Source organism: Pseudomonas rhodesiae (assembly GCF_013285305.1).
GTDB classification, from domain to species: Bacteria; Pseudomonadota; Gammaproteobacteria; order Pseudomonadales; family Pseudomonadaceae; genus Aquipseudomonas; species Aquipseudomonas rhodesiae.
The window spans coordinates 3,489,107-3,501,123 of sequence record NZ_CP054205.1 but is presented as its reverse complement, the minus strand read 5'-3'; the positions used below and the strand labels follow the sequence as shown (position 1 = coordinate 3,501,123).

8 protein-coding genes are annotated in these 12,017 nt (G+C 64.4%); 7 read left to right on the top strand and 1 reads right to left on the bottom strand.

The annotated features are described in order from the left end of the window. Positions 1 to 15: 15 nt before the first annotated feature. Positions 16 to 1,260: a methionine gamma-lyase gene (locus tag HRH33_RS15680; RefSeq protein WP_040268572.1), complete on the bottom strand. Its 1,245-nt coding sequence runs from the start codon at positions 1,258 to 1,260 to the stop codon at positions 16 to 18. A 123-nt stretch (positions 1,261 to 1,383) separates the two neighbouring features. Here HRH33_RS15680 and HRH33_RS15675 point away from each other — a divergent pair, with 123 nt between their 5' ends. The 7 genes from HRH33_RS15675 to uvrA all read left to right on the top strand — a co-directional run bounded on the left by HRH33_RS15675 (position 1,384) and on the right by uvrA (position 11,983). Next, a complete protein-coding gene (locus HRH33_RS15675; RefSeq protein WP_034098361.1) occupies positions 1,384 to 1,854 on the top strand; it encodes an Lrp/AsnC family transcriptional regulator in 471 nt (156 codons plus the stop codon). A gap of 69 nt (positions 1,855 to 1,923) precedes the next feature. After that, a complete protein-coding gene (lexA, locus tag HRH33_RS15670; protein ID WP_167417668.1) occupies positions 1,924 to 2,541 on the top strand; it encodes a transcriptional repressor LexA in 618 nt (205 codons plus the stop codon). Further along, the gene (gene imuA, locus HRH33_RS15665) at positions 2,541 to 3,155 is read left to right on the top strand and encodes a translesion DNA synthesis-associated protein ImuA (protein WP_034113993.1); all 615 of its coding nucleotides are present in this window, start codon (positions 2,541 to 2,543) and stop codon (positions 3,153 to 3,155) included. Before lexA ends, imuA begins: the two co-directional genes overlap by 1 nt. A 7-nt stretch (positions 3,156 to 3,162) precedes the next feature. After that, positions 3,163 to 4,578 carry a Y-family DNA polymerase gene (locus tag HRH33_RS15660; protein ID WP_034098355.1) on the top strand — a complete coding sequence of 472 codons (1,416 nt, stop codon included), beginning with the start codon at positions 3,163 to 3,165 and terminating at the stop codon, positions 4,576 to 4,578. Further along, positions 4,575 to 7,646, top strand: a complete 3,072-nt coding sequence (locus tag HRH33_RS15655; RefSeq protein ID WP_167417669.1) for an error-prone DNA polymerase — start codon at positions 4,575 to 4,577, stop codon at positions 7,644 to 7,646. Before HRH33_RS15660 ends, HRH33_RS15655 begins: the two co-directional genes overlap by 4 nt. Before the next feature lie 108 nt (positions 7,647 to 7,754). Then, positions 7,755 to 9,455, top strand: coding sequence for an ATP-binding protein (locus HRH33_RS15650; protein WP_167417670.1), 1,701 nt, complete (start codon positions 7,755 to 7,757; stop codon positions 9,453 to 9,455). Between the two features lie 8 nt (positions 9,456 to 9,463). Further along, the gene (gene uvrA / locus HRH33_RS15645; RefSeq protein ID WP_173603521.1) at positions 9,464 to 11,983 is read left to right on the top strand and encodes an excinuclease ABC subunit UvrA; all 2,520 of its coding nucleotides are present in this window, start codon (positions 9,464 to 9,466) and stop codon (positions 11,981 to 11,983) included. Positions 11,984 to 12,017: the final 34 nt, after the last annotated feature.

Below are 12,017 nucleotides of genomic sequence, written 5' to 3'. Positions count from 1 at the left end.
GTCAGGCCTGCGCCGTTATCTCGCGGCGTGGGTCGCCATCGCCTTGGCACGCGGCGCCACGCGCATGCACTTGGCCAACGCCTGGTGCACATCCGCCAGCAGGTCGGCCACATCCTCCAACCCGACCGACAACCGCACCAGACCTTCGCTGATACCGTGCTGCGCGCGTTCCTGCGGGGTGTAGGTGGAATGGGTCATGCTCGCCGGGTGTTGGGCCAGCGATTCGGCATCCCCCAGGCTGACCGCGCGGGTAAACAATTGCAGGGCGTTCATAAAGCGCCGGCCGCTGTCGATGCCGCCTTTTAGCTCGAAGGCCAGCATGCCGCCGGCCTGACCCATCTGTCGTTTTGCCAACGCGTACTGTGGGAAAGACGGCAGGCCGGGGTAGGTAACGTGCTCGACGGCGGGATGGGTCTGCAAGGCTTCGGCCACGGCTTGGGCATTACTGCAATGGCGGTCCATGCGCAGGGCCAGCGTTTTGAGACCGCGCATCAGCAAGGCCGCGTCCTGTGGCGACATCACTGCGCCGGTCAAGTCCTTGAGGCCTTGCAGGCGAATGCGCTGGGCCAGGGCCTGGTTGCTCACGGCAATGCCGGCGGTGATATCGCCGTGGCCGCTGAGGTACTTGGTGGCCGAATGCACCACCACGTCGGCACCGAGATCGAGGGGGCGTTGCAGGTAGGGAGTGCAGTAGGTGTTGTCGACCACCACGGTCACATTCGGCTGCTGGTGGGCGAGGGCGGCCACGGCGGCGATGTCCACCAGTTGCAGGGTGGGGTTGGCCGGGGTTTCGCAGTAGATCATGCGCGTGGCAGGGCTGAGCGCGGCCTGCAGCGCAGCCAGGTCGGTCAGGTCGACGTGGCGCACCTTGATGCCGAATTCACCGATGCCGTGGTGCAGCAGGGCGAAGGTGCAGCCGTAAAGGGTCTGGCTGACGATCACCTCATCGCCGGGCCGCAACAGCGTCCAGAACGTCGCGGCGATTGCGCCCATGCCGGAACTGAACGCCACCGCCGCCTCGCCGTTCTCCAGGCTGGCCATGCGCGATTCCAGCAGCGCGAGGGTGGGGTTGGAAATGCGCGTATAGAAATGCCCGTTGGCCTCACCGGCGAAACAGGCAGCGCCGTATTCGGCCGTGGGAAAGGCAAAGGTGGCGGACAAATAGATCGGCGGCACCAGGGCGCCGTGATGGTCTTTGGGGTCATAGCCGTGATGGATGGCGCGTGTGGAAAAGCCGAATGTCTTGTGTTTATTGTGCATGTCGGGCGCTCCTTGTTTCCTACAATGCTATGCTCGAAATCGCGGCCGAACTTTGCCAAGTTTGCTGCCAAATCCCGTATCAGGGGATGAAAAGCCAATAAAAATAACGTTTAGAGGCACGCTATGCCCACTCACCTCGATCGTACCGATAAAGCCTTGTTAAACGCCCTGCAAAGCAATGCCCGTCTCACGGTGGCCGAACTGGCCGAGCGTGTGTCGCTAACCACCTCGCCATGCTGGCGCCGGGTACGAAACCTGGAGGAAAGCGGGGTAATCAGCGGTTACCAGGCGATCCTGTCGCCCAAGGCGCTGGGGTATGGGGTGACGGCATTTGTCAGCATCATGATGGAGAGTCACACCCAGGAGATTGCCCGCGCTTTTGAACAGCGGCTGCTGGATATTCCGGAAATCGTGGCCTGCCATAACGTGTCGGGGCGCTATGACTTCTTGCTGGAGGTGGTGGCCAAGGATCTGGAGTCGTTCGGCGAATTTGCCCGCGAGGTGCTACAGACGTTGCCGTGCGTCAAAGAGATCTATTCGAGCTTCTCCTACAAGTCGGTGCGACCGCTGCGGACTATTCCCTTACCTGCTTGATCGACTTATCGCTGGTTCAACACAACCCCGACTGACGGCTATTGTCAGAAATTTCCCACAGGAGTACAAATGTACCCCATGACGACCCTGACCCCCCGCCGTACCGCCATCCTGACCTTTATCCGCGACCGCATCGCGCAGCAAGGCCAGCCCCCCAGCCTCGCCGAGATCGCTGAGGCGTTCGGTTTTGCCTCGCGCAGCGTGGCGCGCAAGCATGTGCTGGCACTGACCGAAGCCGGTTTTATCGAGGTCAACCCCAACCAGGCCCGTGGTATTCGCCTGCTCAATCAGCCGGCGCGACCCGAATGGCTGGATGTGCCTGTGCTTGGCCGTGTGGCCGCCGGTCTGCCGATTGGCGCCGATGCCGAGGTGCACAGCCGCCTGCAACTGGACCCGGCTACCTTCGCGAAAATCCCGGATTACTTGCTGCGGGTGCAGGGCGACTCGATGATCGAAGACGGCATCCTTGACGGCGACCTGGTGGGCGTGCGGCGCAGTGCCGAGGCTTTGAATGGGCAGATCGTGGTGGCGCGCCTGGACGGCGAAGTCACCATCAAACGTTTTGAACGCAACGCCGACACGGTGCGTCTGCTGCCCCGCAACCCCGCGTACCAACCCATTGTGGTGGGCCCCGACCAGGACCTGGCCATCGAAGGGGTGTTCTGCGGCCTGGTGAGGCAAGGCTGATGGGCGCCGTGGTTGCCCTGGACGCGCTGTTCAATGGTGGCCGCGTCTGGAAGGGCCGGCCCGCCGCGCCACCGGCCAGCCTGCATCCCACCGGGCTGGCGGCGCTGGATGCGGTGCTGCCCAGCGGCGGTTGGCCGGCGTCGGCCTTGAGTGAAATCCTGATGGCCAAGGACGGCGTGGGCGAATTGCAACTGGTGCTGCCGACCCTGGCGCGCTTATCGGCGGCGGGGGAGCGCATTGTGCTGGTGGCGCCGCCCTACACGCCGTACCCCCATGCCTGGCAGAACGCCGGGGTGGACGTGCGTCAGCTCTCATTGGTGCAGGCCGAGGAGCGCGACGTGCTGTGGGCTGTGGAACAGTGCCTGCGTTCCGGCAGTTGCGGCGCCGTGTTGTGCTGGCCGCACAAGGCCGATGACCGTGCCTTGCGCCGCTTGCAGGTGGCGGCCGAAACCGGCCAGACCCTGGCTTTTGCCTGGCGTGCCCTGAGTGAAGCCATCAACCCATCGCCTGCCGCGTTGCGCCTGGCCGTCGAGGCCAGGCCCGCCCAGGTGCGCGTGCTCAAGTGTCGCGGCGGGCTGGCCCATCCGGCGCCGATTGCGTTGGCCGGGCACTGAGCTTGCCATGCGCTGGGTGTGTATTGTCTTCCCGCAATTGGCGCTGGACGGGGTGCAGCGCCTGCACCCCGAGCCGGATGCGCCCTTGGCGCTGCTCGCCGGTACGCCGCAGCGGCGCGTCCTGCAAACCGTCAATGCCGCCGCGCGTGCGTTGGGCTTACGGCCTGGCCAGTCCCTGACGGCGGCACATGCGCTGGTCAAGACCTTTGCCAGCGCCGAATACGACCCCGTGCAAATTGAGCGTTGGCAGCAATTCCTGGCGGCCTGGGCCTACCGTTTCAGTTCTCAGGTCAGCGTGTATTACCCCCGCGCCTTGTTGTTTGAAATCGAATCGAGCCTGGGGCTGTTCGGGCCCTGGCCGCTGTTCGAAGCGCGCCTGCGCAAGGAGTTGACTGAATTGGGCTTTCGCCACCGCATTGTCGCCGCACCCAACCCGGCGGCGGCGCGGGTGTTGGCCAATCTCTATGATGGTCTGGCCGTGGCCGATGACTCCGCTTTACAGCAGGCCCTGGCCCCGTTGCCCATCGACCGCGCCGGCCTGGAGCCGCAGGCGGCTACCGCGTTATCGCGCATGGGCCTGCGTACCCTGGCCCACGTGCAGGCCTTGCCTCGGCACACCCTGGCGCGGCGGTTTGACGCCGGTCTGCTCCAGCACCTGGATGCCTTGAGCGGCCAGCGCCCGTTGGCTCTGGACTTCTACCAGCCACCCGACCGGTTTGACGTGCGCATCGAACTGAACTTCGACGTGCATTCCCATCAGGCGCTGCTATTCCCTTTGCGCCGTTTGACCGCCGATCTGTCCGCATTCCTCTGCGGTCGCGACAGTGGCGTGCAGCGTTTCGATCTGCATCTGGAACATGCCCAGGCTGCCGACAGCGTGATCAAAGTCGGCCTGCTCAGTGCCGAGCGCGAACCGGGCATGCTGTTCGAACTGGCGCGCGGGCGCCTGGAGCAGGTGCAAGTCAGCGCCCCGGTGCGCAGCCTTCGCCTGCTGGCCGAAGACCTGCCGGTGTTTGTGCCGCAGCGTCAGGACCTGTTCGACGAGCGCCCGCAACAAACCCTGCCCTGGGAGCAATTGCGCGAACGCCTGCGCGCGCGCCTGGGGGATGACGCTGTGCAGGGCCTGCGCTTTCATGCCGATCATCGCCCGGAGTGTGCCTGGCAAGCGGCAGCGGACCCGCGTGCCTGCCAAGGCTTGAACAAGGTGCAGCGCCCCGGCTGGCTGCTGCCGCAACCGAGCCCATTGGCCGAGCAGGGCGTGCATATCCTGATGGGCCCGGAGCGTATCGAATCCGGCTGGTGGGACGGCGCCGATATCCGTCGCGATTATTACTTGGTGCAGACCCGCACCGGCCAACGCGGCTGGGCTTTCCGCAACGTGGGGCAGAGCGATGGCTTGTGGCTGCAAGGCTGGTTTGCATGAGCTACGCCGAGCTGCATTGCCTGTCCAACTTCAGTTTTCAGCGCGGTGCATCCAGTGCCCTGGAGTTGTTCGAACGGGCCAAGGCCCAAGGCTACAGCGCCTTGGCAATCACCGATGAGTGCAGCCTGGCGGGCATCGTGCGCGCCTGGCAGGCGGCCAAGGCGGTGGAACTGCCGCTGATCATCGGCAGCGAAGTGCGCCTGGAAAACGGCCCGAAACTGGTGCTGCTGGTGCAAGACCTCAGCGGCTACCAGCACCTGTGCCGGCTGATCACCGTGGCCCGCCGCCGCGCCGAAAAGGGCCGTTATCGCCTGCTGCAAGACGATTTTGATCAACCGATGCCCGGCCTGCTGGCGTTGTGGGTGGCGGCTGACGATGACACCCAGGCGTCGATCCAATGGCTGCGCGAGACCTTCGCCGAACGCCTGTGGTTGGCGGTGCATCTGCATTGCGGGCAGGACGATGCGCGCCACTTGCAGCAACGCCTGAGCCTGGCCGCCAGCCTGCAAATACCAGCGGTGGCTTGTGGCGATGTGCATATGCACGTACGTGGGCGCCGCGCTTTGCAAGACACCATGACTGCCATCCGCCATCACGTCAGCGTGGCTGAGGCCGGCACGCGCCTGCACCCCAACGGCGAGCGGCACTTGCGCAGCCTTGACGCCCTCGGCGCGCTGTACCCGCAAGCGCTGCTCGACGAAAGCCTGGCCATCGCGCGCCGTTGCACCTTCGACCTCGGCCAGTTGCGCTATCACTACCCGCGTGAATTGGTGCCCGAGGGGCATACCGCTAAAACCTGGCTGCGCGCCGTCACCGAAGAAGGCATGGCGCGGCGCTGGCCCCACGGCGTTGAGGCCAAGACGTCAATGCAAATCGACCACGAATTGGGGCTGATCAGCGATCTGGGCTACGAAAGCTATTTCCTCACGGTGCATGACATTGTGCGCTTCGCCCGCAGCCGTTCGATCCTGTGCCAGGGCCGTGGCTCGGCGGCCAATTCGGCGGTGTGCTTTGCCCTGGGCATCACCGAGATCGACCCGAGCCTGACCAACCTGTTGTTCGAGCGGTTTTTATCCAAGGAGCGCAACGAGCCGCCGGATATCGATGTGGACTTCGAACACGAACGCCGCGAAGAAGTGCTGCAATACGTATTCCAGCGCTACGGCCGCCACCGCGCGGCGCTGACCGCGGTGGTCAGCACTTATCACGCTGCCGGCGCGGTGCGTGACGTGGCCAAGGCCTTGGGGTTGCCGCCGGATCAGATCAACGCCCTGGCCGATTGCTGCGGGCGCTGGAGTGACGACGCACCGCCCCTGGAGCGCCTGCGCGAAGCAGGCTTCGACCCGCATACGCCGATCCTGCATCGGGTGCTGACCCTGACCCAGCAACTGATCGGCTTCCCTCGGCATCTGTCCCAGCACCCCGGTGGGTTCGTGATTTCCGAGTACCCGCTGGACACCCTGGTGCCGGTGGAAAACGCTGCCATGGCCGAGCGTACGATTATCCAGTGGGACAAGGACGACCTTGACGCGGTGGGCCTGCTCAAAGTGGATATCCTTGCCCTGGGCATGCTCAGTGCGATCCGCCGTTGCTTCGATTTGCTGCGCCAGCATCGCGGTCGCGACCTGTCGCTGGCCAGCATTCCCAAGGACGACCCGGCCACCTACGCCATGATCAGCAAGGCCGACACCATTGGCGTGTTCCAGATCGAGTCGCGGGCGCAGATGGCCATGCTGCCAAGGCTCAGGCCCAAGGTCTTTTATGACCTGGTAATCGAGGTCGCCATTGTGCGGCCCGGGCCGATCCAGGGCGGCATGGTGCATCCGTACCTGCGGCGGCGTAACCATGAAGAACCGACGACTTACCCGTCGCCCGAACTGAAAACCGTGTTGCAACGCACCCTGGGCATCCCGCTGTTCCAGGAGCAGGTGATGCAGATCGCTATGGTGGCCGCCGACTACAGCCCCGGCGAGGCCGACCAGTTGCGCCGTTCCATGGCCGCCTGGAAACGCCACGGCGGCCTTGAACCCCATCGCGAGCGGTTGCGCGATGGCATGCTGAAAAACGGCTACACCGAGGCATTCGCCGCGCAGATCTTCGAGCAGATCAAGGGGTTTGGCAGCTACGGTTTCCCCGAGTCCCATGCGGCCAGTTTTGCCTTGCTGACCTACGCCAGTTGCTGGCTCAAGTGCCATGAACCGGCGGCGTTCGCGTGCGCGCTGATCAACAGTTGGCCCATGGGGTTCTACAGCCCGGACCAGATCCTGCAGGACGCGCGGCGCCATCGCTTGCAGATCCGCCCGGTGGATGTGCAGGCCAGCGACTGGGATTGCAGCCTGGAGCCCATCGACGGCGCGCAACCGGCGATTCGCATGGGCTTGCGCCTGATCTCGGGGTTTCGTGAAGAGGATGCCCGGCGCATCGAAGCGGCGCGCCGGCAGCAAATATTCAGCGACATCGCCGACCTGGACCGTCGCGCCGCGCTGGACTCCCGAGCCCAGGCCCTGCTCGCTGATGCCGGCGCCTTGCGTGCCCTGGCCGGCAATCGCCACCGCGCACGCTGGGAGGTGGCCGGCGTGCACAAGCAACTGGGATTGTTTGCCGGCCTGCCCAGCCCCGACGAAGACGCGGTGGTATTACCGGCGCCCACGGTCAGCGAAGACCTGCACGCCGACTATGCCACCCTGGGCACCACCCTCGGCCCGCATCCACTGGCGCTGCTGCGCGCCGAGTTGCGTCAACGACGCTGCCGCAGCTCCCGCGAGCTGATGGCGGTGGAGCATGGGCGCAATGTCAGCGTTGCCGGGCTGGTTACCGGGCGACAACGGCCCGGCACTGCGAGCGGGGTGACCTTCGTGACCCTGGAAGATGAGTTCGGCAACCTGAACGTGGTGGTCTGGCGCGACCTTGCCGAACGTCAGCGCCTGGCTCTGGTCGGCTCGCGCCTGCTTAAAGTCGATGGCCGCTGGGAAGCGGTAGGCGAGGTGCGGCACCTGATCGCCGGGCGGCTGACCGATCTGTCCGCCTTGCTCGATGGCATGGATGTGCGCAGCCGGGATTTTCGTTGAGCCCAGTAGCATATGCGGCGAATTGCCCCTAACGTATGCAAATGAAACGATCCGCCCCCGGTGCGCTCCAACTGTTGCGACCGTCCTTTCTCTGCGCAGAGCCGAATGATGCAATTTTTATCCAACCCACACGGCTGTGAAGGTTGGGCCGGTGAAATGGCCCAGCGTATTCGCGCATTCGACTGGTCAACCACCGACCTTGGACCGATCGATCGATGGTCCACCAGCCTGGCCTGCACCGTGCAAATGATGCTGGCGTCTCCGGTGCCGATGGTGATGCTGTGGGGGCGAGCGGGCTACATGATTTACAACGACAGTTACTCGGCTTTTGCCGGTGGACGTCACCCTTATCTATTGGGCACGCCGGTGGAGCTGGGTTGGCCGGAAGTGGCGGATTTCAATCGGCATGTGGTGGACACCTGCCTGGCTGGCGGCACCTTATCGTTCAACAATAAAGACCTGGTGCTGTTGCGCAACGGCCTGCCGGAGACCGTGTGGCTGGATCTGTACTACAGCCCCGTCGCCGGCGATGACCAGCAACCGGCCGGGGTGTTGGCGATTGTGGTGGAGACCACCGAACTGGTGAAGTCCGAGCAGGTGCGCCAAGAACTCACGCACAACCTGGAACAGCGGGTGGCCGCCGAAGTGCAGGCGCGTTCCGCCGCTGAGGACCAGTTGCGCCAGTCGCAAAAACTGGAAGCCATTGGCGGCCTCACCGGCGGCGTGGCCCATGACTTCAACAACCTGCTGCAAGTGATCTCCGGCAACCTGCATTTGCTGGCGCGGCATGAGCCGCACAATGAGCATGTGCAACGCCGGGTCAGCGCCGCGATTGCCGCCGTGGACCGTGGCGCCAAGCTGTCGGCCCAATTGCTGGCGTTTGCTCGGCGCCAGCCGCTGTCGCCAGCGGTGTACAACCCGCTGCGTATTTACGAAACCCTGGGTGAACTGCTGCAACGCGCCTTGGGCGAAACCATTCATATCGACGTGCAATTGCCCCGCGACCCCTGGTGCATCCACGTCGACCGGCACCAGTTGGAAAACGCCTTGCTCAACCTGGCGATCAATGCCCGGGACGCCATGAAAGGCGAGGGTGTGATTCGCATCAGCGGCGAAAACATCATCCTCAACCCCGACGATTGCGTGGGCAAAAGCGTCAACCCCGGCGAGTACGTGCGTCTGTCCGTGGCCGATACCGGGGTGGGCATGTCGCCGGCCATCCAGTCCAAAGTGTTCGAACCCTTCTTCACCACCAAGCGTGATGGCCACGGCACGGGCCTGGGCCTGAGTATGGTGTTCGGCTTTGTGCGTCAGAGTGGCGGCCATGTGGATGTGTGCAGCGAAGAAGGCAAGGGCACCGTGGTGCAGCTGTATTTTCCGCGCAGCCTCGGCGAGGAGTGCCTGGAGGTGCCGGCCGAGCCGGTGGTCTCTGAGTGTGGCCGGGAAACCATCCTGGTGGTGGAAGACAACGAGGGCGTGCGCCTGACCGTGGTGGAGGTGCTCGAACAATCGGGCTACACCGTGCTCACCGCCGAAGATGGCGACCAGGCCATGCGCCAGCTGCAAGCGGGCCTGCAACCGGAGCTGATTTTCACCGATGTGGTGATGCCGGGCCGGGTCAAAAGCACCGACCTGGCCGAGTGGGCGCGGGAGCAGATTCCGCCGGTGCCGGTACTGTTCACCTCCGGCCACACCCGCGACATCCTCTCCAACAACCATCTTCTGACCCCCGACATTCATCTGCTGAGTAAGCCCTACAGCCCCGAAGCCTTGACGCAACGGGTGCGCAGCGTGCTCACCGCTCGATAAGGTTGACCATGACCTCACAACGCAACCTCCCGCCGCTCACGGCCCAGGCCGCTGGCTTTGTGCGCGTGCGCGGCGCTCGCGAACACAACTTGCGCAACGTCGATGTGGACATCCCGCGCGATGCCCTGGTGGTGTTCACTGGCGTGTCCGGCTCGGGCAAATCGTCCCTGGCGTTTTCTACGGTGTATGCCGAGGCTCAGCGTCGCTATTTCGAATCGGTGGCGCCGTATGCGCGGCGCTTGATCGATCAGGTGGGCGTGCCGGATGTGGACAGCATCGAAGGCCTGCCGCCGGCGGTGGCCCTGCAACAGCAGCGCGGCACGCCGAGCGCGCGCTCATCGGTGGGCAGCGTGACCACCTTGTCGAGCCTGATTCGCATGCTGTACTCCCGCGCCGGTCAATACCCGGCAGGGCAGGCCATGCTGTATGCCGAGGATTTCTCGCCGAACCTGCCCCAGGGCGCGTGCCCGCAGTGCCATGGGCTGGGCCGCGTATATGAGGTGACGGAGGCGCTGATGGTGCCCGATCCGTCCCTGAGCATCCGCCAGCGCGCGGTGGCGTCCTGGCCGTTGGCGTGGCAGGGCCAGAACCTGCGCGACATCCTGGTGACGCTGGGCTATGACGTGGATATCCCGTGGCGCGACCTGCCGAAAAAACAGCGCGATTGGATTCTCTTCACCGAAGAAACCCCGACGGTGCCGGTGTATGCCGGTTTCACCCCGGAGCAGACCCGCGAGGCGCTCAAGCGCAAGTTGGAACCCAGTTACCAAGGCACGTTCAGCGGTGCGCGGCGCTATATCCTGCACACCTTCAGCCACACTCAGAGCGCGCTGATGAAAAAGCGCGTCTCGCAGTTTATGCAGGGCAGCCCTTGCCCGCTGTGCGAGGGCAAACGCCTGACCCGAGCGGCGTTGTCGGTGAAATTTGCCGGGGTGGACATCGGCGAGTTGTCCCAGCTGTCGTTGACGCAGCTGGCCGAGTTGCTGCGACCGGTGGCGGCGGGCGAAGACCGCATGAAACTGTCGGTGGAAAAGCGTCTGGCGGCGCAGCGTATTGCTGAGGACCTGCTGGAACGCGTTAATACGCTGATCGAACTGGGTTTGGGCTACCTGTCCCTGGAACGCAGCACGCCGACTTTGTCGTCAGGCGAATTGCAGCGTTTGCGCCTGGCCACTCAGTTGGGCTCGCAATTGTTTGGGGTGATTTATGTGTTGGACGAACCATCGGCCGGCCTGCATCCGGCCGATGGCGAAGCCTTGTTTACCGCGCTGGAGCGGTTGAAGGCGGCGGGCAATTCGTTGTTTGTAGTCGAGCACGACCTGGAAACCATGCGCCGCGCCGATTGGCTGATCGACGTCGGCCCGGCTGCCGGCGAGCAGGGTGGGCAAGTGCTGTACAGCGGGCCGCCCGCCGGCCTGGCCGAGGTGCAGGCGTCGCAGACCCGCGAGTACCTGTTCGCCGCACCGCGCCCGGCCACTGCCGCGCGTCGTGAGCCCAGCGCCTGGCTGACGCTGGAGGGCGTAACGCGCAATAACCTCAAAGAGTTGCAGGTGGATTTTCCGCTGGGCTGCTTTACCGCCGTCACCGGGGTTTCCGGTTCAGGCAAGTCCAGCCTGGTCAGCCAGGCGCTGCTCGAACTGGTGGGCAGTGGCCTTGGGCGCGTGGTGGAAACTGACGACGAACCAAGCCTGGAAGATGACGCGCCGCAAGCCAGCGGCGGACGTATCGGCGCTGGGCTGGAACATATCCGGCGTTTGGTGCAGGTGGATCAGAAACCCATCGGCCGCACGCCGCGTTCCAATCTGGCAACCTACACCGGGCTGTTCGACAACGTGCGCAAACTGTTTGCCGCCACGCCAGCAGCGAAGAAGCGCGGCTACGATGCCGGGCAATTCTCGTTCAACGTCGCCAAGGGCCGCTGCCCCAACTGCGAGGGCGAGGGCTTTGTCAGCGTCGAGTTGCTGTTTATGCCCAGCGTCTACGCACCGTGCCCAACCTGCCATGGCGCGCGCTACAACCCCGAAACCCTGGCGGTGAAGTGGCAAGGCATGAACATCGCCCAGGTGCTGGGGCTGACGGTGAACCAGGCGGTGGAGGTGTTTGCCGAACAGCCGGGCGTGCTGCGTTCGCTGGAGGTGTTGCGGGATATCGGCCTGGGTTACCTGCGCCTTGGCCAACCGGCGACGGAGCTGTCCGGCGGCGAAGCGCAGCGCATCAAATTGGCCACCGAGCTGCAACGCAATGCCCGTGGCGCCACCTTGTATGTATTGGATGAACCCACCACCGGCCTGCACCCACGGGACGTCGACCGCTTGCTCAGCCAGCTCAATCAACTGGTGGACGCGGGGCACACGGTGGTTGTGGTGGAACATGAAATGCGCGTGGTGGCCCAGAGCGACTGGGTGATCGATATCGGCCCGGGAGCCGGTGATCTGGGCGGCAACGTAGTGGCCTGCGGCACGCCGCAGAAGGTGGCCAAAAGCAAAAAGAGCCGGACTGCGCCGTTCCTTGCCAAGGCGATGATCTAATAAGTGATGGGTTCCAAAGGTGGGAGGGGGCTTG

Bases quoted from the DNA above. Each gene is read 5' to 3' on its own strand.
- uvrA (WP_173603521.1), top strand. From the start codon at position 9,464: ATGACCTCACAACGCAACCTCCCGCCGCTCACGGCCCAGGCCGCTGGC.
- HRH33_RS15655 (WP_167417669.1), top strand. From the start codon at position 4,575: ATGAGCTACGCCGAGCTGCATTGCCTGTCCAACTTCAGTTTTCAGCGC.
- lexA (WP_167417668.1), top strand. From the start codon at position 1,924: ATGTACCCCATGACGACCCTGACCCCCCGCCGTACCGCCATCCTGACC.
- HRH33_RS15680 (WP_040268572.1), bottom strand. From the start codon at position 1,260: ATGCACAATAAACACAAGACATTCGGCTTTTCCACACGCGCCATCCAT.
- imuA (WP_034113993.1), top strand. From the start codon at position 2,541: ATGGGCGCCGTGGTTGCCCTGGACGCGCTGTTCAATGGTGGCCGCGTC.
- HRH33_RS15675 (WP_034098361.1), top strand. From the start codon at position 1,384: ATGCCCACTCACCTCGATCGTACCGATAAAGCCTTGTTAAACGCCCTG.
- HRH33_RS15650 (WP_167417670.1), top strand. From the start codon at position 7,755: ATGCAATTTTTATCCAACCCACACGGCTGTGAAGGTTGGGCCGGTGAA.
- HRH33_RS15660 (WP_034098355.1), top strand. From the start codon at position 3,163: ATGCGCTGGGTGTGTATTGTCTTCCCGCAATTGGCGCTGGACGGGGTG.